General features: G+C 62.0%; 27 protein-coding genes and 1 tRNA gene. 16 read left to right on the top strand and 12 right to left on the bottom strand.

All coding sequences use genetic code 11. The features are described 5' to 3' along the window. Nucleotides 1-171: 171 nt before the first annotated feature. On the top strand, nt 172-720 hold the full coding sequence (locus tag BKX93_RS24700) for an ogr/Delta-like zinc finger family protein (RefSeq protein ID WP_145929309.1): 549 nt from the start codon (nt 172-174) through the stop codon (nt 718-720). Nucleotides 721-751: 31 nt separating this feature from the next. Here BKX93_RS24700 and BKX93_RS12130 read toward each other — a convergent pair whose 3' ends face one another. The 8 genes from BKX93_RS12130 to rsmI form a co-directional block, all read right to left on the bottom strand. Continuing rightward, nucleotides 752-1,018 (bottom strand): Ogr/Delta-like zinc finger protein, encoded by a 267-nt coding sequence (locus tag BKX93_RS12130; protein ID WP_070979992.1) that lies wholly within the window; start codon nt 1,016-1,018, stop codon nt 752-754. Between the two features lie 11 nt (nt 1,019-1,029). Then, on the bottom strand, nt 1,030-2,019 hold the full coding sequence (locus BKX93_RS12125; protein WP_070979990.1) for a P2 family phage major capsid protein: 990 nt from the start codon (nt 2,017-2,019) through the stop codon (nt 1,030-1,032). Nucleotides 2,020-2,033: 14 nt separating this feature from the next. After that, the gene (locus tag BKX93_RS12120) at nt 2,034-2,759 is read right to left on the bottom strand and encodes a hypothetical protein (RefSeq protein ID WP_070979989.1); all 726 of its coding nucleotides are present in this window, start codon (nt 2,757-2,759) and stop codon (nt 2,034-2,036) included. A 30-nt stretch (nt 2,760-2,789) separates the two neighbouring features. Continuing rightward, nucleotides 2,790-3,008, bottom strand: a complete 219-nt coding sequence (locus tag BKX93_RS12115; protein ID WP_065202143.1) for a helix-turn-helix transcriptional regulator — start codon at nt 3,006-3,008, stop codon at nt 2,790-2,792. Nucleotides 3,009-3,638: 630 nt separating this feature from the next. After that, nucleotides 3,639-4,802 (bottom strand): DUF6602 domain-containing protein, encoded by a 1,164-nt coding sequence (locus tag BKX93_RS24695; RefSeq protein ID WP_145929308.1) that lies wholly within the window; start codon nt 4,800-4,802, stop codon nt 3,639-3,641. Nucleotides 4,803-4,968: 166 nt separating this feature from the next. Then, nucleotides 4,969-6,165, bottom strand: coding sequence for a tyrosine-type recombinase/integrase (locus tag BKX93_RS12110; RefSeq protein WP_070979986.1), 1,197 nt, complete (start codon nt 6,163-6,165; stop codon nt 4,969-4,971). Between the two features lie 242 nt (nt 6,166-6,407). Continuing rightward, a tRNA-Leu gene (locus BKX93_RS12105) sits at nt 6,408-6,492 on the bottom strand. 58 nt (nt 6,493-6,550) lie between these two features. Further along, complete coding sequence (gene rsmI / locus BKX93_RS12100; protein WP_070979984.1) at nt 6,551-7,381, bottom strand: 16S rRNA (cytidine(1402)-2'-O)-methyltransferase; 831 nt, start codon at nt 7,379-7,381, stop codon at nt 6,551-6,553. A 60-nt stretch (nt 7,382-7,441) separates the two neighbouring features. On the opposite strand from rsmI, the gene BKX93_RS12095 reads away from it, so the two are divergent. Genes BKX93_RS12095 through BKX93_RS12080 form a run of 4 tightly spaced genes read left to right on the top strand, consistent with a single transcriptional unit; the run spans nt 7,442 to nt 10,125 of the window. Continuing rightward, entirely contained in the window at nt 7,442-8,584 is a 1,143-nt protein-coding gene (locus tag BKX93_RS12095; RefSeq protein WP_070979983.1) for a penicillin-binding protein activator, read from the top strand. Beyond that, nucleotides 8,581-8,919 carry a YraN family protein gene (locus BKX93_RS12090; RefSeq protein ID WP_021475807.1) on the top strand — a complete coding sequence of 113 codons (339 nt, stop codon included), beginning with the start codon at nt 8,581-8,583 and terminating at the stop codon, nt 8,917-8,919. Before BKX93_RS12095 ends, BKX93_RS12090 begins: the two co-directional genes overlap by 4 nt. Before the next feature lie 24 nt (nt 8,920-8,943). After that, nucleotides 8,944-9,534, top strand: a complete 591-nt coding sequence (locus tag BKX93_RS12085) for a phosphoheptose isomerase (RefSeq protein WP_021475806.1) — start codon at nt 8,944-8,946, stop codon at nt 9,532-9,534. 3 nt (nt 9,535-9,537) lie between these two features. Continuing rightward, nucleotides 9,538-10,125, top strand: coding sequence for a BON domain-containing protein (locus tag BKX93_RS12080; protein ID WP_046158529.1), 588 nt, complete (start codon nt 9,538-9,540; stop codon nt 10,123-10,125). 63 nt (nt 10,126-10,188) lie between these two features. Here the strand turns inward: BKX93_RS12080 and BKX93_RS12075 are convergent, their stop codons facing one another. The 3 genes from BKX93_RS12075 to tsaA all read right to left on the bottom strand — a co-directional run bounded on the left by BKX93_RS12075 (nt 10,189) and on the right by tsaA (nt 13,331). Continuing rightward, nucleotides 10,189-11,391 carry a sensor domain-containing phosphodiesterase gene (locus BKX93_RS12075; protein WP_046158528.1) on the bottom strand — a complete coding sequence of 401 codons (1,203 nt, stop codon included), beginning with the start codon at nt 11,389-11,391 and terminating at the stop codon, nt 10,189-10,191. A 170-nt stretch (nt 11,392-11,561) separates the two neighbouring features. Then, on the bottom strand, nt 11,562-12,578 hold the full coding sequence (locus BKX93_RS12070) for a Tim44 domain-containing protein (protein ID WP_046168424.1): 1,017 nt from the start codon (nt 12,576-12,578) through the stop codon (nt 11,562-11,564). Between the two features lie 54 nt (nt 12,579-12,632). Then, the gene (gene tsaA / locus BKX93_RS12065) at nt 12,633-13,331 is read right to left on the bottom strand and encodes a tRNA (N6-threonylcarbamoyladenosine(37)-N6)-methyltransferase TrmO (protein ID WP_070979979.1); all 699 of its coding nucleotides are present in this window, start codon (nt 13,329-13,331) and stop codon (nt 12,633-12,635) included. 116 nt (nt 13,332-13,447) lie between these two features. Here tsaA and BKX93_RS12060 point away from each other — a divergent pair, with 116 nt between their 5' ends. Further along, a complete protein-coding gene (locus BKX93_RS12060; RefSeq protein ID WP_145929307.1) occupies nt 13,448-13,924 on the top strand; it encodes a hypothetical protein in 477 nt (158 codons plus the stop codon). 61 nt (nt 13,925-13,985) lie between these two features. On the opposite strand, the gene BKX93_RS12055 is transcribed toward BKX93_RS12060, so the two are convergent. Further along, the gene (locus BKX93_RS12055) at nt 13,986-14,747 is read right to left on the bottom strand and encodes a GNAT family N-acetyltransferase (protein ID WP_046158759.1); all 762 of its coding nucleotides are present in this window, start codon (nt 14,745-14,747) and stop codon (nt 13,986-13,988) included. Between the two features lie 193 nt (nt 14,748-14,940). Here BKX93_RS12055 and mnmG point away from each other — a divergent pair, with 193 nt between their 5' ends. From mnmG to atpA, 10 genes are all read left to right on the top strand, one after another. Further along, nucleotides 14,941-16,839 (top strand): tRNA uridine-5-carboxymethylaminomethyl(34) synthesis enzyme MnmG, encoded by a 1,899-nt coding sequence (gene mnmG / locus BKX93_RS12050; protein ID WP_070979975.1) that lies wholly within the window; start codon nt 14,941-14,943, stop codon nt 16,837-16,839. Continuing rightward, entirely contained in the window at nt 16,836-17,465 is a 630-nt protein-coding gene (gene rsmG / locus BKX93_RS12045) for a 16S rRNA (guanine(527)-N(7))-methyltransferase RsmG (RefSeq protein ID WP_046158751.1), read from the top strand. The genes mnmG and rsmG overlap by 4 nt, the downstream gene beginning before the upstream one ends. Next, nucleotides 17,462-18,253: a ParA family protein gene (locus BKX93_RS12040; RefSeq protein WP_021474881.1), complete on the top strand. Its 792-nt coding sequence runs from the start codon at nt 17,462-17,464 to the stop codon at nt 18,251-18,253. The genes rsmG and BKX93_RS12040 overlap by 4 nt, the downstream gene beginning before the upstream one ends. Nucleotides 18,254-18,257: 4 nt before the next feature. Beyond that, nucleotides 18,258-19,115, top strand: coding sequence for a ParB/RepB/Spo0J family partition protein (locus tag BKX93_RS12035; protein WP_046158750.1), 858 nt, complete (start codon nt 18,258-18,260; stop codon nt 19,113-19,115). Between the two features lie 91 nt (nt 19,116-19,206). Further along, on the top strand, nt 19,207-19,569 hold the full coding sequence (locus BKX93_RS12030; RefSeq protein WP_046158749.1) for an ATP synthase subunit I: 363 nt from the start codon (nt 19,207-19,209) through the stop codon (nt 19,567-19,569). 10 nt (nt 19,570-19,579) lie between these two features. Next, complete coding sequence (gene atpB, locus BKX93_RS12025) at nt 19,580-20,392, top strand: F0F1 ATP synthase subunit A (RefSeq protein WP_046158748.1); 813 nt, start codon at nt 19,580-19,582, stop codon at nt 20,390-20,392. Nucleotides 20,393-20,456: 64 nt separating this feature from the next. After that, nucleotides 20,457-20,744, top strand: a complete 288-nt coding sequence (gene atpE / locus BKX93_RS12020) for a F0F1 ATP synthase subunit C (RefSeq protein ID WP_021474885.1) — start codon at nt 20,457-20,459, stop codon at nt 20,742-20,744. Nucleotides 20,745-20,802: 58 nt separating this feature from the next. Further along, nucleotides 20,803-21,273 (top strand): F0F1 ATP synthase subunit B, encoded by a 471-nt coding sequence (locus BKX93_RS12015; RefSeq protein ID WP_021474886.1) that lies wholly within the window; start codon nt 20,803-20,805, stop codon nt 21,271-21,273. Nucleotides 21,274-21,280: 7 nt separating this feature from the next. Then, nucleotides 21,281-21,817: a F0F1 ATP synthase subunit delta gene (locus BKX93_RS12010; protein WP_046158747.1), complete on the top strand. Its 537-nt coding sequence runs from the start codon at nt 21,281-21,283 to the stop codon at nt 21,815-21,817. An 8-nt stretch (nt 21,818-21,825) separates the two neighbouring features. Next, nucleotides 21,826-23,370: a F0F1 ATP synthase subunit alpha gene (atpA, locus tag BKX93_RS12005; protein ID WP_046158746.1), complete on the top strand. Its 1,545-nt coding sequence runs from the start codon at nt 21,826-21,828 to the stop codon at nt 23,368-23,370. Nucleotides 23,371-23,382: the final 12 nt, after the last annotated feature.

Genomic DNA, 23,382 nt, shown 5'->3' with positions numbered 1-23,382 from the left:
GAAGGCTCCCCACCACGGCCCGCCATAGAAAAAGGCGTACCAATGGCGTTTAACGGACGCAAAAAATGCCGCATATGGCGGCTATCCGCCTTCTTGTTCAGCCTGTCAAAGCCGGTCGCGCTATTGAACACGACGGGATAATGGTGCGGGAATCTGACAGGGCTGTCAAGCATGCAAAATAGTTTTGTTGGTTGCTCGATTGTTTTGGAATATAATTTTACGATTTATTTTATTGTTGTTCATAAATGGCTGGGTGAGGTGTTTGTGAAGAGGTCAGAATACGGCGAGTATCTGAGTAAGAAATTGAAGAAAATACAGAGGAAAAAAATAGCTAACGGTGTACGTAAGCCGCCTAACTTTTTCTGCCGAGATTGCGATGAAAAAATGTCTATTCGAACAAGTCGGATGGCAGATGAAAATCATAAAGAGTATTTTCTGATATGCTCGAATTGTGGGATGCAATATACTGAGCTGGAGAGGTTGTTTGATCATCGGTACATCTTTCTTGATGACACTTCATTGCCTGATATTGGGAAATATATTACTCAAAGAGATTTAATAGAAAATCACCAGGATATGGAGAGCCGAATTGCTCAAGAGTATTCATCTATTGACTACCTGTATTCTTTTCATCTTCAAGGCTTAATGGATACTATGAAGAAATTTCAAACATTAGAAATGAAGATTGATTTGCTGAATCAAATATTGAATAAGAAATAAGAATGGCCCGCCCTCCAGCGGGCCTTTTTCATTACTTCAAGACTCTGTGTTGAATCCGGCCGGCTTGTACCGTCAGCGCCGGCGGCGGCGAGGGTTTGGCCAAGCTGGACAGCGCGCGCAGCCGCTCCGGCGGAATCAGCGCGCCGCCCTTGATCGGCTGGGCTACGGTGCGGGGCTCGTACTGGTGGCAGCAGTCGTTGTTGCTGCAGTTGTAGTAAATCTCCTTGGCGGTGGCGGTCAGCATGCGGCTGGTCCGCACTCTCGACACCGCGCCGCACAGCGGGCAGGGAAAGGCCATCTCGGTCTCCTTCAGTCCACGATTTCCACGTCTTCAATCAGCGCGCAGGCGGCCAGGTTCTCGACCACATAGGCGTCTTCGCTGGAGTGGTAGAACAGCACGCTGTTGATGGAAGGGTCTTCCTGATAGCGGTAGCGCACGGCGTTGTGGTTGAAGTACAGCGACAGGTTGTCCAGCCGGGTAATCAGGATGCTGTCGCCGGGGAAGAAGGCCGCCGTCGCCGCCTGCAGGCCGCCCAGGCGCTGCTTGTGGAACACCAGATCGTCGACGGGCGCGGCTTGGCCGTTGGTCTCGCATACCGCATCCGGCAGCAGGTCCGCGCCCACCAGCGCCACCAATAGCGGATCGTCGCGCCAGGCCGGCGCAAGCAGGTGGTTGACCGCATGGCGCACCAGGCGGTGCAGGCTGTGGAAACGCTGGCCTTCGCCGACGCGGACACTCTCCAGGCAGGCTTGCGGCGCTTGCTCGCGGATCTGCTGCAGCCAGCCGACATTGACGTCTTGCAGCTGCGGATGTTTGGCCCGGTCGGAGTCTGCGGCGCGCATCAGGCCACGGAAGCCGATCATCACCCGATCCAGCAGAATGCGGCGCTCCAGCGTCTGCCGCGCGCGGGCCTCGAACAAGGCTTGGTCTTGCGTCTCGCTCATCCAGGCGTCCAGCGTCTCGTAATCAAACGCCGCGTCGAAGTTGGTCTGCCGGCAGAAGTATTGCGCCGGCTGCCAGGTCTTTTGCGCCGGCTGGCGGGGATGGCGGTTGGTGTCCACCGTGGCGGCCAGCGTGCCGGCCAGGTCGAAGTTTTGCGAACGGCCTTTGATGTTCGCCACGCCTAGAATGTTGATGGCGGACAGCAGCCGGCTGTGGGTCTTCAGCGCATTGATGCGGGCCTGCGCGGCTTGCGGCTCCGGGGCGGCATGGCAAAGCCCCTGGGTTAGATGCGCGTCCATATGGTTGAAGTAGCGGCCGATGAAGTGGTCCAGGGCTTGGCGGGTAGCGTTTTGCATGGGGTTGTTCTCGCTTAGCGGTTGATCAGGGTTTGGTATTGCGCGTCGCGTTCGGCCTGATACCGCATGCGGGCGATGGGGTTGTGGTGCTGGCTGGCCGGTGTCGCCAGCGGCGGCAGCGGTTGGCTAAGCAGGGCCAGCAATGCGTCCGGCTCTGCCTGCGGCGCGGTTTGCAGCGCCTGTTGCAGCTCGCCGGGCTGCTGCGCGGCATAGAGTTCATCTTGATTTCTGCGCAGCTCGGCGCGGCCGAACAGCCGCTCGATGCACGCCTTGGGCGCTTGCTCCAGCAGCAGCGCCAGCACCGGCAGCTGTTGCCCCCATTGGGCGATCTGGTCGTCCAGCACCGCATCCCAATACTGGCGGTGCAGCGCGTCGCGTTCCTTGACCAGGGCTTGGCGCTGTTCGAACAGCGTCTCCTGCTGCATTTCCGCTTGAATCTTTTCTTCCTCGGCGATCTTCAGCGTCTCCTCGGCCAATTCCAGATTGGCCATCTCCTTGCTCTTCAACTCGCGCACCGCCTTGGTGGGAATGCCCAAGGTCGTGCGCATCGCTTGGCGGCAGTCCTTGCGTGTCTGCTCGGCTTCATTGCGCAGCGCCTCGGCGGTTTGGACGCGGCGGGCGGCGTTGTCGGCTAGCGTCTGCCAGGCATTGAGGTCTTGCTCAAAGGCGGTCAGGCGCTCGGTCAGGCCGGCCACGGCGAAAGCCACGGTTTCTTGGGTGTTGGGGTTCTGGATATGCATGTTCTGAGTCCGGGTGCGTTTGTTGGGGGGTTAGGCGTGGCGGGCGGCGATGCGTCCAGCCATCCAGACATCGATTTCAGACGACAGCCAGGCCACGCTTTTACCGCCCAACGGCACCGGAGCCGGAAAGCTGCCGCGCTTGATGGCGTCGTACACCGACGAGCGGGACAGGCCGCAGGTGGAGATGACTTCCGGCAAACGCAGAAAGCGCAGCGGCTGGGCGGTGAGCGAAGGGGCAATGGCGGTCATTGGATTTGTCCTTATCGTTTTGTCTGAATAGCTGTGGATGCAATCGGATACGCCGATCAGCGAACGCAGTATTTCAGAAATTTCAAATCGAGTTTGGCGGGCTTGTTGTATGGAATCACCACACAACAACGAAACTTGAAAAGCCGGAAAAACTCAGTTTTGGCTATTGACGACAGGCGGGAAAAGCGAAATAGACAGCGGAAAATGTGAATCACAGAACCGCATCGGACGCATACGGACGGCACCGGACATACTCGGTGGCAGATTTAAGCGGGAAGCGAGAGGGAAGGGCGGAAACGTCAGTCAGCCAAAACGGCGACTGCATGCATAGAGTGCATGAAAACGCATGAATCAGGGTAGAGGAAAGTCTACGCGCCAGGCCATACGGCAAGGGCCTGGCGCGGGTTCATGCAGGTGCATGATTAGCGGCACATGTAGCGCGGGGGCGAGGCGGGGCTTCGATGGCGCGCGCTGGGGGCTGGTGGTAAAAAATACCTATTAATCCTTTGCATGCGTCTGATGTGCATGTCCTCACTGATACAGGTTTTATCGATAGGTCGTAGTGACATTGATCGAATGAGATGGACGGGCTGCGATGGAGAGGGGTTTATGAGAACTGCCAGCCAATGTCTACTCCAGCAGCTCCCAATCTGTATCGTTAAAACTCCCCATTGCCAGTGCATAAAGATTACCATCAATTGTTATATCTATAATGTTGAGAAGAGTTGGGTAATGATCTTTATGGGTGCCACTATTTGTGGACGAGGATTTTTGAATTTCATCAAGTCCTGGGAAGTTGTCTGGGTTGTACAAGTAAAGTAATGTATTCATCCCTGCTGAACTATCAGTGGTGCCTAGGGGTAATTGCCCAAGCTGCTTTTTGAGAAGGTCAGAGTAGCGTATTTTTTCGGTATTTGCGCACCAATTTATAATCTTTTCAAGTGTTGATTCTTTTAGGCGGGCAGCAACAGGCGGCTTTCCTTTGAAGGTCACTTGCGCTTCAGTTATCCGGCCAAAAACAGTGAAACGTCCAATTTTAACTCCTGGAGAGAAGTAACGCTCCAGCTCAACTGGTCCAAGCTTCATGCGTGAGCACATGTCGTGTAGGCCGCAATAAAATTTGAATAGACTGTCGTTTCCAAATTTGAGAGCTAATGGCATGCTTTCTTTTGTTATGGCTTCACTATCTAAGCATGTTTCCAATAGATTCTGATGATATATGCATCCTTCGTTGAGAACGCATATATAGTTTGGCCATGTCGATGGTGAGTTTTTTGATTCCCAATCTTTTAGATTGTCAAGGAGTGAATCCATTGAGTTTCCACTTAGTGAATAAGCAAAAACAATACCGAATGGCTTTGGTCTGTGATGGATTATTTTATACCCATTTCCAATGGGTTCTGTAACAGATCCTTCAATAGACATCTCTTTGAAGACTTTAATTTTGTTTAGAGAGTCAAGTAATTCTGTCTTGGAAAGAGTTGATTTCACCTCAATGATTCCATATACGGAATCTATCGGATATATCTGATTATTTTCATCGTAGTGAAGCGAAAGGCCATTTATCGAATCATAAATTATTATATCGCATTGACGGGATGTGTCGCGTACATGCCCTACTACTTCACCTGCGCCTAAACCATACTTGGCGGGCAGTCGCCCTTTTGCAAGAAAGTCACGAAGTGCCTCCTCGCGAGAAGTTCCTCGGGTGCCATTATGTTGGTACTGTGCAGCCATCTCAAACTCGCAGCGCATTTTTTCGCTGACTAAATGAAATAGTTTTTTGGTGTCCATGGAAATCCACCTAACTTTATTGGGTTTGTTTGAGTTTCGAGTGATTATTTTTTTTAAGGTTGTCGTTATTTATATTGAAAAGTGCTTTTTTGGGGTTTTAGCTGCGAGGTTTCATGCCAAAGGGGTGCGGTGTTGTAGAGTGCGTGTCGCAAATACCCCTGCATTTTTATAGCTTCTGGCGGCTGATTTTGTCATGGTGCTTGCCTAGGAATTCTGCCCACCACTGCATCATCTTCCTGCGTTCATCAAGATACTCAGCACGATGGTAAGCAGCTCTCACTTTGTTGCGCTCTGCATGTGCGAGCTGCTTTTCTATGATATCTGGATCGAAGCCTTCTTCGTTGAGAACTGTCGAAGCCAGGGCGCGGAAGCCGTGAGGCGTGGCTACTCCTTTGTAGCCCATGCGGCCCATGGCATAGCCCAGCGTGTTCTCGGACATCGGTTTTTTGAGATCAGTCACGGCCGGGAAGAGCAGGGCGCTTTTGCCAGTCAGCGGCCGCAACTCCTTCAGCAGTTCTAGCGCCTGGCGCGATAGCGGTACAAGGTGAGGCTCGCGCATCTTCATGCGCTCGGCTGGAATGCGCCATTCCGCGCGCTCTTCATCAAACTCTTCCCAGCGCGCGGCGCGCAGTTCGCCAGGACGGACAAAGGTCAGCATCAGCAGATGCATGGCAATGCGGGTCGGGATGTAGAGTTGTTCGGCCGCTAGGCGGCGGTAGAACTCACGTAGCTCGCTGCGGGGCAGTGCTGGGCGGTGTTCAACCTTCTTTGCGCGTATGGCCCCTACTAGGTTGACTGCTGGGTTATCCGTGGCCCTGCCGGTTTGGATGGCAAAGCGGATGATGGCGCTGATGCGCTGCAACACTCGTTGTGCAGTTTCTACCGCGCCGCGCTTCTCGATTTTGAGAATGGTGTTCAGGATCAGGGGGGCTGTCAGGTCGGGTACGGGCAGCTTGCCCAGGTCGGGGAAGGCGTCTATCTCCAGCGAGTCCATCACTCGCCGCGCATGATCTGGCGTCCAGCGGTCGATCTGCTTCTCATGCCATTCTCTGGCAACCAGCTCGAAAGCGTTGGTTGCCGCGATCTGGGCGACAACCTTGGCTTCTTTCTTGGCCTGGCTGGGATTGATGCCTTGGACGAGCTGTACTCGCGCCTCGTGGGCTTTCTGGCGTGCATCGCTCAAGCCGACAGCGGGGTACTTGCCCAGGGCCAGGATGCCGGCCTTGCCTTGAAAGCGGAAACGGAAGCGCCAGAGCTTGCCCCCGGATGGGGACACTTCGAGATAGAGGCTTTCGCCGTCGGCGAGTTGGTAGGGCTTGTCTTGGGGCTTGGCTTGCCGGATGGCAAGGTCGGTCAGGGCCATGTGCATAGATTCCTGTGTATAGATTCGCTCTTGGTGGCGATGGGCGCGCAGCCTTGAGCTGCGGGCCTCTGAGGAGGGTGTGTATAGATTTTAGCCCTGAGTTGGCATCTATACACGGATCTATACACAAAAATGCTGGATCTGGCCGGATGAGTCCGGACGGAAATAGACAACAAAAAACCCGCAAAGCCTTGTGCTGTGCGGGTTTCCTGGTACTTCTCGGACTCTCTCGGAGTGATCGCTGGTGCCCAGAGTCGGACTCGAACCGACACGCCTTGCGGCGGGGGATTTTGAATCCCCTGCGTCTACCAATTTCGCCATCCGGGCGACATCTGCGAGAGAACGAATCTTAACCTTGCGCCAAGCGCTTGTAAATAGTTGGCGCTCAGTCTTTTTTCAGTTTCAGCGCGTGGTCGTACAGCTGCTTGCGGTTGGCTCCGGTGATCTGCGCGGCCAGGGTGGCGGCCTGCTTGGTGGGCAGGTCGGCGGCCAGGATCTCCAGCACGCGCAGCGCTTCGGCCGGCGGCGCGTCGTCGTCGGCTTCCGCTGCGGGGGCGGCGTCGATGATCAGCGCGATCTCGCCGCGCTGCTGGTTGGCGTCGGCCTTCACCCATTCCAGCAGCTCGGCCGCGGGACTGGCGCGGAAAGTTTCGAAGGTCTTGGTCAGCTCGCGGGCGATCATCACCCGGCGCTCGCCGCCCAGTTCGGCCACGATGTCTTCCAGCGCGTCGACGATGCGGTGCGGCGCTTCGTAGCAGACGGTGAGGTGGGGAGCGGACAGCCATTGCTGCAGCGTCCTGCGGCGCTCGCCGCTTTTGGGCGGCAGAAAGCCGTGGAACTGGAATGTGGGCGCGGTGAAGCCGCTGGCGGACAGCGCGGCGATCACGGCGCTGGCGCCGGGCAGCGGGCGCACCGGGTGGCCGGCGGCGCGCACCGCCTCCACCAGCCGGGCGCCGGGGTCGGACACCGCCGGGGTGCCGGCGTCGGATACCTGCACCACGATCTGGCCTTCGGACAGCCAGCGCACCACCTGTTCCGCCATGCCGCGCTCATTGTGCTCGCGCAGGCTGACCAGCCGTTTGGCGCGGATGCCGTAGGCGGACAGCAGCTGGCCGGTGACGCGGGTGTCTTCGGCGCAGACGACGTCCGCGGCCTCGAACGAGGCCAGCGCGCGGGCGCTGATGTCGGCCAGATTTCCAATGGGCGTGGCCACCACATATAATGTCCCGCTACAGAAACTATCCCTGGCGGCATCGATAAGGTGGGCGAACGAGGTATGCAAAGACTGACTCCGTTGTTGTTGGTTGGCGTCTTGCTGACGTGGTTGACGCCGGTCGGGGCGCAAACCCCCGACTATATCATCCAAAGCAACGGCGCGCCGATGCGCGCGCTGGTGCAGCCGCCGGGCCAGACGCCCAGGCTGGCGACGCCGACGCCGGCTGAGGTTCGGACCGATGTGCCTGCATCCGGCGCGCTGGCGGCCAAGCCGGCCACGCGCGGCAAGATCAGGATAGGCGTGATTCTGCCGACGGAGTCGTCGGCGCTGGGCGAAGCGGCGGCGGTGGTGCGCAGCGGCGTCGAGGCGGCGGCCCAGGTGGACCAGAGCGCCGAGCTCTACAGCGTGGACGCCACCGGCGACAACGTGGTGGAACGCTACCGCGCGGCGGTGGCGGATGGCGTCAACGTGGTGATCGGGCCGCTGTCGCGGGAATCCATCGCCAAGCTGGCGCCGTCGGTGACGGTGCCCACCATCGCGCTCAATTCGATTGACCGGCAGGCGGCGGCCAATCCCAAGCTGTATTCGCTGTCGCTGATCGTCGAAGGCGAGGCGCGCCAGCTGGCGCGGATGATGCGCGACGACGGCCGCGCCAATCCGTTGCTGGTGGTGGGGGGCGATGCGCTGTCGCAGCGGCTGGGCAAGGCCTTCGCCGATGAATGGCGCGCCGTGACCGGCAAGCCGGCGCGGCAGATGGCTTTCGACGCCAACGACATGACTCCGCTGCTGCAGGCGGCCGGACAGGCCGACGCCGTCGCGCTGGCGCTGGACGTGGCGCAGGCGGCCAAGTTCAAGTCGGCGCTGACGCCGGATGTGCCGGTGTACGGCACTTCGCAGCTGAATATCGGCGGCGCGCAGGCGGAGTTGGCCGGCGTGCGTTTCATCGACATGCCGTGGTTCCTGATGCCGGCGCATCCGGCGGTGCAGCGTTACCCGCATCCGGCGATGCCGCTGACGCGGCAGACCGAGCGGCTGTACGCGCTGGGCATCGACGCCTATCGGCTGGCGGTGCTGCTGGCGGTCGGCCGTCCGGGCGCGGCGGTGAGGCTGGACGGCGTCACCGGCGATTTGAAGCTAGGACGGGACCGCGTGTTCGAGCGCCAGCTGCCGGCTGGCGTGATGGGCGGCAACGCGCTGCAATGAACCAGGCCGGCCGGGACGCCGAGGATCGCGCGCTGGCCTTGCTGCAGGCGCGCGGCCTGAAGCTGGTGGCGCGCAACTGGCATTGCCGCGGCGGCGAGCTGGACCTGATCATGCGGGACGGCGACGCGCTGGTATTCGTCGAGGTCCGCCATCGCGGCGGCAGCCGCTTCGGCGGCGCCGCCGACAGCATCACCGCGGCCAAGCAAAGGAAACTGATGCTGGCCGCGGAAGTCTATCTAAGCAGCCACAATATCGACTCGCCCTGCCGTTTCGACGCGGTAGTCAGCGTCGGCGGCGCCGAGCCGCAGTGGCTGAAGAATGTGATCACGCAGTAACTGTTGAGAAAAGGGGATTCCCCAATGGATCTGATTGACCGGGTCAACGGCCATTTCCTGGAAAGCATCGCCGCCAAGCAGGAGGCGATGGAGCTGCTGTCGCCCGGCGTGGCGGCGGCCGCCGAGCGGATGGTGGCCTGCCTGATGAACGAGGGCAAGATTCTGGCCTGCGGCAATGGCGGCTCCGCCGCCGACGCCCAGCATTTCGCCGCCGAGATGGTGGGTCGCTTCGAGAAGGAGCGCCCGGGCCTGGCGGCGATTTCGCTGGCCACCGACACCTCGGGGCTGACCGCCATCGGCAACGACTACGATTTCGACATGGTGTTTTCCAAGCAGGTGAGGGCGTTGGGCCACACCAACGACCTGCTGCTGGCGATCTCCACATCGGGCAATTCCGCCAACGTGATCGAGGCGGTTTACGCCGCCCACGAGCGCGGCATGAGCGTGATCGCGCTCACTGGCAAGGACGGCGGCAAGATCACTGAAATACTGTCGCCGGAAGATATACACCTGAACGTGCCGTCGCTGCGCACCTGCCGGATCCAGGAAGTCCATATCCTGCTGATCCACGCGCTGTGCGACGCAATTGACTGCATGCTGCTTGGAGGGGAGTAAGAAATGAAGCGCAACGCATTTGCATTGTTGCTGGCCGCGGGGCTGGTCAGCGTTTTGAGCGGCTGCGTCGGCCTGGTGGCCGCGGGCGCGGCCGGCGGCGCGCTGGTGGCGTCGGACCGCCGCACCAGCGGCGCCTATGTCGACGATCAGGCGATCGAGCTGAAGTCCGGCGAGCAGATCGCCAACCGTCTGCCGTCGGCCCACGTCAACCGCACCAGCTTCAACCGCGCGGTGCTGCTGACCGGCGAGGTGCCGAGCGAGGAGGCCCGCCAGCAGGCCGAGCTGATCGTGCGCGGCCTGCCCAATGTGCGCCGCGTGTACAACTACACCACGGTGGGCCCGGTATCCGGCTTCTCCGAGCGCAGCAACGACACCTGGATCACCAGCAAAGTGCGCACCCGGCTGCTGGACGGCAAGGGCGTGAATCCGAACAACATCAAAGTGGTGACCGAGCGCGGCGTGGTCTACATGCTGGGCCTGGTGACCCAGGGCGAGGGCGTCGAGGCTTCGCGCGTGGTCAGCGAGACGGCCGGCGTGCAGAAGGTGGTGACGCTGTTCGAGTACATTCAGGACGTGACGCCGGCGCAGTAAGCGCGGCGCGCAATGAGCAAGCGGCCCATCCGGGCCGCTTTTGTTTTATCCGCGCGGAGGGCTTCAGAGGGTGTCGTGCTGCGGCACCAGCAGGTCGGCGCACAGCACGTGCAGGTTCTCGTCGATCTCGATCGCCATCGACATCGTCACGCAGGAGCGCGGGTCGGTCATCGACAGGTAGGGCTCGCTCATGTACAGCACGCCGGGCTGGTCCACCGCGTGCTGGAAATAGCTGCGCCGCGACCACACCGCGCCGGTGGTGTCGGCCAGCGGGCTGTAGCGCGGGTCGGTGCTGGAGGCCGACTGGCGGCTGTTCAGGTTGCGGCCGATCTGCCGGCCTTCGCTGTCCAGCAGGAAGCAGCGGATCACGTCCGGCAGCGACAGCATCGGCTTGGCCGCCAGGTCGAACGGCGTGTTCTGCATCAGCGAGATCGCGCTTTGCACGAAGCATTGCCGCGCCAGCTCGATCTGGCGGCGGGTGAGCTTGCGTTTGAGCAGCGCGTGCGCCATCAATTCGTCCCAGCGCTCGTCCAGCCTGGGGGTGATCAGCTCGTCGGCGTCGGGGGCCTCCGCCGGCTTGGCGATGAAAAACCCCTGGATCAGATCGCAGCCGGAATCCATCGCCACCAGCACGTCGCGCTCGGTTTCGATGCCCTCCACCACCACCAGCGCACCGATTTCGTGCATCAGCCGCACCAGCCTGGACAGCAGGGCGCGGCTGCGCGGCTGGACGATGGCGTTGCGCAGCAGCTGGCGGTCGAATTTGACCAGGCTGGGCTCCAGCTGGCACACCCGCTCCAGATTGGAGTGGCCGACGCCGAAATCGTCGATCGCAATCATGAAGCCGTTGTTCTTCAGGATGTTGACGCCTTCGATCAGCGCCTCGTCTACTTCCAGCACGTGCTCCAGCACTTCCAGCACCACCTGGTGCGGCTCCAGGCCGGCCTGGCGGATGTGGTTGACCAGCGCCATCGCGCGGTCCGGGCGGGACAGCGAGGCGGCGTCGATATTGAGGAACAGCCAGCGGGGATGGTCGGACTGCAGCTGCAGGTAGCGCTGGATATGGGCGCGGCACACCGCCAGGTCGAGCTGGTGGCGCTGCTCGGGCGACACCGCGGTGTAGAAGGCTTCCGCGGGTGAGAGCGCGGTCTGGCCTTGTTCGGCGCGCAGCAACGCCTCCACCCCTATGCTGCGTCGGTGCGCCAGGCTGTAGACAGGCTGGAAGTGGCTGCCGATTTTCAGGCCGGCGTGCTCGAATGCTGTCATCGCGATACTGCCTCCGTGTCCAAGATGCGGGCTCTTTTGGCCCTTGTCCGCTGCTGAAGCAATCGGCATTCCAGTTTAGTGCATGGGCGTAGAAATAAAAAACGGGCCCTCAGGCCCGTCGTCAACGATTGTTAAGCACGCGGCAAAAACAACAACCGCGCGCCGTCTCGTCAGTCTTGTTGAATGCCGGCCACCAGCCACTTGCCGCCGGTGCCGCCATCCTTCACGTAGTGCCAGGTTTCGGTGAACGGCACGGCCGGGGCGCCCACTTCCTCGCTGACATTGCCGCTGAAGGTGACGCTGGCGATGTAGGCGCCGTTCTCGACGGTGGCGTCGGACAACTGGCAGTCCAGCTGCGAGAAGTCGGCCACGCCGCTGTTGCCGGCGATGTCGCCGGCCAGCGCGCTGAACAGGTCCGGCGTCATGTACTTGCGCACTTCTTCCAGGCTCTCAGGCGTGTTCAGGCTCTGCAGGTGCAGGAAGGTGGCCTTGGCCTGGCGCAGGAAGTGCGGGGTCTCGGTGCCGTCCGGCAGGCGCGCCGGAGCGGGCGCCGCGTTGAAGCCGCCGCCGAAGCCGTTGCCGGCCGGGGCCGCGCCGCCGTTCAGGCCGGAGCCGATTTTGGGAATGGCGTCGAAGTTAGACTGGCCCTGGTTGTCGGCCATGCCGCGCGGCATGCCGGCCGGCTGCGGCGCGTTGGCGGCCGGGTTGCCGGCCTTGCGGCGGAAGAACATCATGCCGCCGACCAGAACCAGGCCCAGCAGCGCCAGCATGCCCCAGGGCATGCCGCCCTTTTCAGGCTGCTGCGCGGGCTGGTGGGCCGCTTGCGATTGTTGGTCGGCCGGAGCGGCGTTTTGCTGCTGGCCCTGCTGGGCGGCCTTGTCGTTGCCGGAGGAGCCCGCCATGTAGCCGATGGCGGCGCCCGCCACCGCGCCGGCCGCGCCGGCCGCCAGCGCGGTGCCCACGCCGCTCTTGGCCGGAGCCTGAGCCGGAGGCACGGCTGCGCCGCGCGGCGCGGGCGCGGCCATCGGTTGCGGAGCCGGAGTGCTCGGCTGGTAGCTGCGGGTGGGAGCGGAGCGCTGCATGCCTGCGCTCTTGCCCTTGCCCAGGCGCGCGGCCTCGGCAAACGGGGTGGCCAACACGGAAACCATGGTGAAGGCGAGTACGATCGTCTTCGCGCGAGTGGTCATGTTTTATTTTCCTGGTAGGTTTGAATTGCCCGGATATGACCGGGCCGATGCGAATTAGTTTTGTGCCGCCGGCAGAATTTCAAGCACGCGCGCGACGCCGCCGACGATGCCGAAGCGCACATTGTAGCAATACAGCGACACGCCGTAGATCCGCTCCGGATCGTCCTGGTAGGCCGGGCGCGGGTCCTGCGCCAGCACCTGCTCGACCAGCAGCGCGAAGCCGGCCGGCGCGTCCGCCTCGGCCAGATGTCGCCGCGCGGCCTCGCTCCATTCCACCCGCAGCAGCGGGGGAGGGCCGTCGACGAAGCCGCCCGACGCGTCCGGCCGCGATTCCACGAAGGGAATGTAGGGCTTGATGTCCAGCACCGGGGTGCCGTCCAGCAGGTCGGCGCCGGCCAGCTCCAGCGCCACGCCGTTGTCGACGCTCACCGAAATCAGCTCCACCAGCGACAGACCCATCGGGTTCGGGCGGTGGGTGGAGCGGCTGGCGAACACGCCCACCTTGGCGTTGCCGCCCAGCCTGGGCGGCCGCACCAGCGGCTGCCAGCCCCGGTCCATGGTCTGGTGGAACACGAAGCTGATCCAGACATGGGAAAAGGCCTCCAGGCCGCGCACGCAGTCGGGCTGGTCATACGGCGGCAGCAGCTCTAGCCGCACGCGGGCGGCGCTGACCAGCGACGGCTGGCGCGGAATGCCGAATTTCTCGCGATACGGCGAGCGGATGACGCCTATCGGTTCAAAACTGTAGTTCATGCCGGGATTGTAGCACTGGTAATCCCTTGGGTATTTTGTCGTTTATTTTGATGTTTTTGTGAAATAATTTTCCTTTTTGTTTTGGTTTTTTGAAGAAAGTTGGCGAAGGGGGATGGGTGGAGCGCGGAGAAGAACAGAAAACACAGGGCGTCGCGGTCCGGGATGGCGCGCGCGCGATGGGCGTCTGGCTGATCGCGGCGGTGGCGTTGATCGGGCTGGGGAAAGCGTGGCCGGCCATGGGCGCTGGTCTCGCCATGCTGGGCATTGGCTTGGCGATATGGATGATTTTCCGCGGGCGGCGCGCCGCAAACCGGTTGGTGGTCTGGGAGGCGGCCGGCAGGCTGCATCTGCGGGGTCTCTGGCTTACCCGAATCATTGACTGCGGGGAGCTGGCTGCCGTTGGATTTTACTACCGGGGCCATGAGCCTGTCGGCGTCAGGGTGTCGCTGCGTCGCGGCGGCGCAGTCGATTGCGCGTGCCTGGGGCCTTGGGCAGGCATGGAAGAGCGGGTGGCGTTCGCCGATGCGGTCGAAGCGTTCTGTCTCGCCCGGGGTTGGCGTTTCGATGCCGGCAGCGAGCGCTGGCGGCCCTGAGCGCCGCGGCGGAGCGGACGCAAGCCGGGCAGGACGGCGGCCCGGCTTGCATCGGGCAGGGTCAGGCTGCGGCCGCGCCGATGAAGTGCTTGTTGTGGCGCGCGCTGAGCCGGCTCATGGGCAGCAGCATGAAGAAGTCGGCGCAGTTGAAGTCGGGGTCCCAGGCGGGTTCGCCGCAGACATGGGCGCCGGCGCGCAGGTAGCCCTTGATCAGCGGCGGCAGCGGCACCGGCGCGCTGTCGTCTATCACGCGGTCCAGCGGCAGCGGCAGGTGGGGAAACACCCGCCATTCGGCCGGCGACAGATATTGGCCTTCCAGCTGGCGGTACAGGCTGACCGCCTGGTGGCCGCCGTCGGTCAGCGACACGCTGGCGCAGCCGGCGAGATAGGCGCCGCCTTGCTGCTGCACGTAATCGGCCAGGCCGGACCACAACAGCGCGATCACCGCGCCGGAGCGGAAGTCGCGGTGCACGCAGGAACGGCCCATTTCAATCAACCCATCGCGCAGATGGGAAAGGCGGGAGAGGTCGAACTCATGCTCGGAATACAGGCGCGGCGCGCGGCGCGCGTTGGTGGGAGACAGCATGCGGTAGGTGCCCACCACCATGCCGCTGTTGTGGTCCTCGACGATCAGGTGATCGCACAGCTCATCGTATTCGTCGCAATCTATGCCCAAGTCCCGCGACGCCAACTCCGCGCCCATTTCTCCCGCAAAGACTTCGTAGCGCAGCTTCTGCGCGCGGCGGATATCCTCGGCGCCCTGGGCCAGGCGCACGGCCAGGCGCGGCTTGGTCCTGTTTGCAAGCTGTTCATTTAGCAGCATGTTTTGCCCCTCGTTGTGGTTCGTCACATGCTAGGGGGGCTGTTTGACGTTGCGATGTCCATATCATGACTATGCGGTGAAGGGTCTTTGACGTTTCGGTGACGGCGGCGGGGTTATTGAAATCAAAGACTTATCAGCCAAACTGTTTTGGCGTAAAATAACCCGTTTTTCCGTTCGGTTTGCTCTTTCAGCCATGATTTATCCGACAAGCTTCGACGTGATAGTGGTGGGCGGCGGTCACGCCGGCACCGAGGCCGCGCTGGCGGCCGCGCGCATGGGCTGCGCCACGCTCCTTCTTACGCACAACATCGAAACCCTGGGCCAGATGTCGTGCAATCCGTCGATCGGCGGCATCGGCAAAGGCCATCTGGTGAAAGAGGTGGACGCGCTGGGCGGCGCGATGGCGCTGGCCACCGACATCGGCGGCATTCAGTTCCGCACGCTGAATGCGTCCAAGGGCCCCGCTGTGCGCGCCACCCGCGCCCAGGCCGACCGCATCCTGTACAAAGCCGCCATCCGCGAGATGCTGGAGAACCAGCCCAACCTGACGCTGTTCCAGCAGCCGGTGGACGATCTCTTGATCGAGGGCGACCGTGTGGTCGGCGCCATCACCGCCATCGGCATCACCTTTCGCGCCAAGACCGTGGTGCTGACCGCTGGCACCTTCCTGTCCGGCAAGATCCACGTCGGCATGGAGAACTACACCGGCGGCCGCGCCGGCGACCAGGCGGCGAGCACGTTGGGCGAGCGCCTGCGCGAGCTGGACCTGCCGGTGGGCCGCTTGAAGACCGGCACCCCGCCGCGCATCGACGGCCGCAGCGTCGACTTCTCTGTGATGGAAGAGCAGCCGGGCGACACGCCGGAGCCGGTGTTTTCCTACCGCGGCAAGCGCGAGATGCATCCGAAGCAGCTGCCGTGCTGGATCACCCACACCAACGAGCGCACCCACGACATCATCCGCAGCGGCTTCGACCGCAGCCCGATGTTCACCGGCGTGATCGAAGGCGTCGGCCCCCGCTACTGCCCGTCGATCGAAGACAAGATCAACCGCTTCGCCGACAAGGACAGCCATCAGGTGTTCCTGGAGCCGGAAGGCCTGACGACGCACGAATTCTATCCGAACGGCATCTCCACCAGCCTGCCGTTCGACATCCAGCTGGCCGCCGTGCGCTCGATCCGCGGCATGGAAAACGCCCACATCCTGCGCCCCGGCTACGCGATCGAATACGATTATTTCGACCCGCGCGGCCTGAAGGCCTCGCTGGAAACCAAGGCCATCCAGGGCCTGTTCTTCGCCGGCCAGATCAACGGCACCACCGGCTATGAAGAAGCCGCCGCCCAAGGGCTGCTGGCCGGCCTGAACGCCGGTCTGTTCGCCCGCGAGCAGGACGCCTGGTGCCCGCGCCGCGACGAGGCCTACCTTGGCGTGCTGGTCGACGACCTGATCACCAAGGGCGTGTCCGAGCCGTACCGGATGTTCACCAGCCGCGCCGAATTCCGTCTCCAGTTGAGAGAAGACAACGCCGACCTGCGCCTGACCGAGATGGGCCGCAAGCTGGGCGTGGTGGGCGACGAGCAGTGGGACGCCTTCTGCCGCAAGCGCGACGCCGTCGAGGCGGAAAAGGCGCGCCTGCAGACTACTTGGCTGCATCCGTCCAAGCTTGCCGACCCGGCCGCGCTGGCGAGTGTGCTGGGCAAGCCTATCGAGCGCGAATACACGCTGCAGGACCTGCTCAAGCGCCCCAATGTGGCCTACCGCGAGCTGATGGCGGTGCCGGAAGCCGCCGACGGCGCGCCGGAACTGGCCGACGAGGTTGCCGAGCAGGTGGAAATTCAGGTCAAATACCAGGGATATATCAATCGCCAGAACGAAGAGCTGGCGCGCCGCGACAATCTGGAAGACATCCGTCTGCCGGGCGACATCGACTACAGCCTGGTCAAGGGCCTGTCCAAGGAAGTGCAGCAGAAGCTGAACCAGCAGCGTCCGGAGACGCTGGGCCAGGCTTCTCGCATCCAGGGCATCACCCCGGCCGCCGTCGCCCTGCTGATGGTGCACCTGAAGCGCGGCTTCACCGACGCTAAGACCGCATGACACTACATACCACCGAACTGAAACAGGGGCTGGCGCAACTGGCGCTGGATTTGACCGAACCGCAACTGGAACTGCTGGAGCGCTATCTGGCGCTGCTGGTCAAGTGGAACCAGACCTACAACCTCACCGCGATCCGCCAGGAAGAGCGGATGGTCAGCTATCATTTGCTGGACAGCCTGAGCCTGGTGCCGCACCTGGCTGGCGGCACGCGCATGCTGGACGTCGGTTCCGGCGGCGGCATGCCCGGCATCCCGACCGCCATCGCGCGGCCGGACCTGCAGGTGGCGCTCTTGGATTCCAACCACAAGAAAACCACCTTCCTGCGCCAGGTGGTGCTGGAGCTGGGCCTGCCCAATGTGCAGGTGGTCACCGACCGCGTCGAGGCTTACCAGCCGGAGCAGAAGTTCGATCGCATCACCAGCCGCGCGTTCTCGGAGCTGTCCGAGTTCGTCAAGCTGACTCGCCACCTGCTGGCCGACGACGGCCAGTACGTGGCGATGAAGGGCGTGTATCCGTATGAGGAAATCGCCTTGCTGCCGCAAGGCGTGGCGGTTTCGGAGGTGCTGCCGGTAACCGTGCCGGGGCTGGACGCCGAACGCCATCTGGTGAGGATGGTGCTGCAATGAATCCACGCGTGATCGCGGTGGCCAACCAGAAGGGCGGGGTGGGCAAGACCACCACCGTCGTCAATCTGGCGGCCGGTTTGGCCGAGCTCGGCCGGCGGGTGCTGATCGTCGATCTGGACCCGCAGGGCAACGCCACCATGGGCAGCGGCATCGCCAAGCAGTCGCTGGAGAAATCCGGCTACGACGTGCTCTTGGGCGAGGCCACCATCGAGGAGGCGCGCCAGGACGCCAAGGCCGGCGGCTACCATGTGCTGCCCGCCAACCGCGATCTGGGCGGAGCCGAACTGGAGCTGGTCAACGAGCTGGCGCGCGAGGCGAGGCTGAAGAGCGCGCTGGCCGAAGTGGCCGGCCAGTACGACTACGTGCTGATCGACAGCCCGCCGTCGCTGAACTTGCTGACGCTGAACGGCCTGGTGGCCGCCGACAGCGTGCTGATCCCGATGGTGTGCGAGTATTACGCGCTGGAAGGCTTGTCCGACCTGGTGGCCACGCTGCGCAAGGTGAGGGTGGCGGTCAATCCCAAGATCGAGATCATGGGCTTGCTGCGCACCATGTTCGACGCCCGCAACAACCTGTCGCAACAGGTGTCGGAACAACTGGCCCGCCACTTCGGCGAGAAAGTGTTCCAGACCGTGATTCCGCGCAATGTGCGCCTGGCCGAGGCGCCCAGCCACGGCCTGCCGGGCCTGGTCTACGACCGCAGCTCGCGCGGCGCCCAGGCTTACCTCGCGCTGGCGCAAGAGCTGGTCGAGCGCCTCGAACCCGCAACCGCAACTCCCACCGTCTGACAATATGGCCAAACTCAAAGGATTGGGGCGCGGACTCGACGCGCTCCTGTCCACCGTTGACGCGGTGGACGACAGACTTTCCACTCTTCCCATCGACAGCATCCGTCCCGGCAAGTATCAGCCCCGCAGCTTCATGAACGAGGCGGCGCTGGACGAGCTGGCCGCGTCCATCCGCGCCCAGGGCATCATCCAGCCCCTGATCGTGCGCGAGCTGGGCCTGGGCGACTATGAATTGATCGCCGGCGAGCGCCGCTGGCGCGCGTCGCGCAAGGCCGGCCTCTCCGAGGTGCCGGTGGTGATCAAGAGCGTGCCCGACGAGGCGGCGCTGGCGATGGCGCTGATCGAGAACATCCAGCGCCAGGAGCTGGACCCGATCGAGGAGGCGCAGGGCATCAAGCGGCTGGTCGACGAGTTCGGCCTGACCCATGAGGCCGCCGCCGACGCGGTGGGCCGCTCGCGCAGCGCGGTGTCCAACCTGCTGCGCCTGCTGGCGCTGCCGCAGCCCTTGCAGCAGATGATGCACGAGGGCCAGCTGGAGATGGGCCACGCGCGCGCCTTGCTGAGCCTGCCGACGGTTTTCCAGCTGGAATTGGCCAACGAAGCGGTGCGAAAAGGGATGTCGGTGCGCGAGGTGGAGCGCAGAGTACAACAGCATGCTGCGCAAAAAACCACAGTTGCGCCGCAGCAAAAACGCGTCGATCCCGACGTGGCGCGGCTGGAAGAGCAGGTTTCCGAGGCCATCGGCGCTCGTGTCAGCATCCGCCAGGCATCCGGCGGATGCGGCAAGCTGGTCATAGATTATGCGAGTCTGGACGAGCTGGATTTCCTGCTGGAGAGGTTGCAAAAAAATCCTAAGAAATGAGTTTGTTGCAGCGCAAAAAGTCTGCTGGAGCAAAGTTGACGCAACTCAAGCCCAAAGCCTATAATCCAGCGGTTTTTTTGCACTGGCGATCATGATCTATTCGGAAGTGAAGCGCGTGCTGCGCCTGCAGGCCAGTTTGGTCGGCCTGGCCGTAGTGGTCGCGCTACTCGCCAGCGCAGGCAGCGTGACTGTCGCCGTGTCCGCCTTGCTGGGCGGTTTGGCGGTGCTGGCGCCGGCTCTGGTGTACGCCAGGATCGCTTACGCCAAGCGTCACGTGGCGCCCGCGGCGCTGATCAAGGCGCATTTTCTGGCCGAGGCGGTAAAGTTTTGCCTGACCGTACTGCTAAGTGGTGTGGTTTTGGCCAGTTTCAAGGATTTGTCCGTAGTCGGATTTTTGGGTGGGTTCTTTGCCGCCACCTCCGGCTACGGCTTCGGGCTTCTAATCAAAAATTGAGAAAAGAGCGATGGCAAGCAACGCAACCGATTACATCAAGCACCATCTCACCTTCTGGAATTCGGATCCTTCCGCCGGCTTCTGGAGCCTGCACGTAGACACCTTCTCCATTTCGCTGGTTCTCGGCTTCCTGTTCGCCGCCGTGTTCGCGGTGGTGGCGCGCCGCGCCAGCATCGAAGCGCCTGGCCGCCTGCAGCTGTTCGTCGAGATGATCGTCGAGATGGTGCAGACCCAGGTTCGCGAAGTGTTCCACGGCAAGAGCAAGATGATCGCCCCGCTGGCGCTGACCATCTTCTGCTGGGTGTTCCTGATGAACTTCATGGACTTGTTCCCGGTAGACCTGTTCCCGATGGCCGCGCAGTGGATCGGCTACGCCTTCTTCGGCCTGGAGCCGCACCACGTGTACTTCCGCGTCGTGCCGTCCGCCGACGTGAACTCCACTTTCGCCATGTCGCTGTCGGTGCTGATCCTGATCGTCGGCTTCTCGATCAAGGCCAAGGGCCTCGGCGGCTGGGGCAAGGAACTGCTGACCGCTCCGTTCCACAGCTCTCACCCGGTCGGCGCCATCATCCTGGCTCCGCTGAACTTCGCGTTCCAGCTGGTCGAACTGGCCGCCAAGCCGATTTCGCTCTCTCTTCGTTTGTTCGGCAACCTGTACGCCGGCGAACTGATCTTCATCCTGATCGCGCTGCTGCCTTGGGGCCTGCAGTGGGTGCTGGGCGCGCCGTGGGCGATCTTCCACATCCTGATCATCACCCTGCAGGCCTTCGTGTTCATGATGCTGACCATCGTGTACCTGAGCCTGGCGGTGGAAGCGCACTGATTTACCGTAGATTCATCCTTCTTTTTACCCAACCATCCTTGCTTTAAGTCTTAGGAGATACACAATGGAAGCACTCGTTTCTCAGATTCAGTCGATGACCGCTATCGCTGCCGCTCTGATCATTGGCCTCGGCGCTCTGGGCACCGCTATCGGCTTCGCCATTCTGGGTGGCAAGTTCCTCGAGTCCTCCGCTCGCCAGCCGGAAATGATCCCGGTTCTGCAAACCAAGCTGTTCATCATCGCCGGTCTGCTGGACGCGATCTCCATGATCGGCGTTGGTGTTGCCATGCTGTTCACCTTCAACAACCCGTTCCTGTCCGCTGCCCTGGCTATCGTTAAGGCGGCTCACTAATCCGTTTCCGACGGATATGTAGACGGTTGTTGCAGTCATACTCTGGAGGAAAACAAGCGTGGAATTTAACGTAACACTACTGGGCCAGGCGATCACGTTCGCCATCCTGGTATGGTTCACCATGAAGTTTGTTTGGCCTCCGCTTACCAACATGATGGATGAGCGGGCCAAGCGTATCGCTGATGGCTTGGCCGCCGCGGAACGCGGCAAGCAGGATCTGGAAGCCGCTGAAAAGCGCGTTGCGGACGAAATCCGCAAGGCGAAGCAGCAGGCTACCGAGATCGTGGTTGCCGCCGAAAAGCGTGCTAACCAGATCGTGGACGAAGCCAAGGAAGCGGCGCGCACCGAAGGTGCCCGCATCGTGGCCGACGCCAAGTCTGAAATCGACCAGGAAGTGCTGCGCGCCAAGGAATCCCTGCGCGCGCATGTCGCCGACCTGGCCGTTTCCGGCGCCGAGAAGATCCTGCGCAAGGAGATCGACGCCGCTAAGCACGCCGACCTGCTTGCCTCCATCAAAGCGGAGTTTTAACTAACTCATGGCAGAACTCATTACCGTCGCAAGGCCCTACGCCGAAGCGGTATACAGCCTCGCCACGGAACAGGGCAAGCTCGACCAGTGGTCGGACGCGCTGTCGTGGCTGGCTGCCATGGTGAACAACCCGGATCTGGCCCAAGTCGTCACCAATCCGAAACATACCGCACAAGAGGTTGAGGCGCTGATGCTGGATGTGCTCGGCACGCGCGGCAACGATGAGGTGAAACGCTTCATCGCCGCGCTGATCGAGAACGCCCGTTTGACGCTGCTGCCTGAAATCGCCGCGCAGTTTGAATTGCTGAAGGCGCAATCGGAAAACATCGTGGACGCCCTGGTGGAGTCCGCTTTTGCTTTGTCCGATGAACAGAAAGCCGAACTGACCAACACGCTTTCCAAGAAGTACGGCAAAGCCGTGCGTCTTGACGTGCGTGAGAACGCCGACCTGATCGGCGGCGTTCGCGTGTCGGTGGGCGATGACGTCATCGACGCTTCCGTGCGCGGCAAACTGCAGGCAATGGCAGCAAGCCTCAAGAATTAGGAGAGATCATGCAGTTGAACCCCTCTGAAATCAGCGATCTGATCAAGGCCAAGATCCAGAATCTGGCTGAAGGCGCTGAAGTTCGCACCAAGGGCACGGTTATCTCCGTGACCGACGGTATCGTCCGCATCCACGGCCTGGCCGATGTGATGCAGGGCGAAATGCTCGAATTCCCGGGCAACACCTTTGGCCTCGCCATGAACCTGGAGCGCGACTCTGTCGGCGCCGTGGTGCTGGGCGAGTACGAGCACATCTCCGAAGGCGACGAAGTCAAGTGCACCGGCCGCATTCTGGAAGTGCCGGTTGGTCCGGAACTGGTTGGCCGCGTGGTGAACGCCCTGGGCCAGCCTATCGACGGCAAGGGCCCGATCAACGCCAAGCTGTCCAGCCCGATCGAAAAGATCGCGCCGGGCGTGATTGCGCGTCAATCGGTATCCCAGCCGATGCAGACCGGCCTGAAGGCCATCGACTCGATGGTTCCGGTCGGCCGCGGCCAGCGTGAGCTGATCATTGGCGACCGTCAGACCGGCAAGACTGCCGTCGCTCTCGACGCCATCGTCAACCAGAAGGGCAACGGCGTCATCTGCATCTACGTAGCCGTAGGCCAGAAGGCATCGTCGATCGCCAACGTGGTGCGCAAGCTGGAAGAGCACGGCGCGATGGAACACACCATCATCGTGGCCGCCACCGCTTCCGAAGCCGCCGCGCTGCAGTTCATCGCGCCGTATTCCGGCTGCACCATGGGCGAATACTTCCGCGACATCGGCGAAGACGCGCTGATCGTATACGACGACTTGTCCAAGCAAGCCGTGGCATACCGTCAGATTTCGCTGCTGCTGCGCCGTCCGCCGGGCCGCGAAGCCTACCCGGGCGACGTGTTCTATCTCCACTCCCGTCTGCTGGAGCGCGCTTCCCGCATCAACGAGGATGAAGTGGAAAAACTGACCAAGGGCGCCGTGAAGGGCAAGACCGGTTCGCTGACCGCTCTGCCTATCATCGAAACCCAGGCCGGCGACGTGTCCGCCTTCGTTCCGACCAACGTGATCTCGATCACCGATGGCCAGATCTTCCTGGAATCCGACCTCTTCAACGCAGGTATCCGTCCGGCCATCAACGCCGGTATCTCGGTATCTCGCGTCGGCGGCGCGGCCCAGACCAAGGTCATCAAGAAGCTGGGCGGTGGTATCCGTCTGGCGCTGGCCCAGTACCGCGAGCTGGCGGCGTTTGCGCAATTCGCTTCCGATCTGGACGAAGCGACCCGCAAGCAGCTGTCGCACGGCGAAGTCGTGACCGAGCTGATGAAGCAGAAGCAGTTCTCCACCCTGTCTACCGCCGAAATGGCGCTGACCCTGTGGGCGGTGAACAAGGGTTCGTATGAAGACGTGCCGGTGAAGAAGGCTCTGGCGTTTGAGGCCGAGTTCCTGGCCAACGTGCGCGCGAACCACGCTGATGTGCTGAAGGCCGTGAACGCCTCCGGCGATCTGTCTGCCGACAATGAGAAGGTACTGGCCAAGGCGATGGAATCGTTCAAGGCTGGCTACAGCTTCAACTGAGCCTTAGCCTCA

It is taken from the genome of Chromobacterium vaccinii, from assembly GCF_001855275.1.
GTDB classification, from domain to species: domain Bacteria; phylum Pseudomonadota; class Gammaproteobacteria; order Burkholderiales; family Chromobacteriaceae; genus Chromobacterium; species Chromobacterium vaccinii.
Note: the sequence above shows the minus strand (reverse complement) of the source record. Positions and strands in the feature narration are given on the sequence as shown.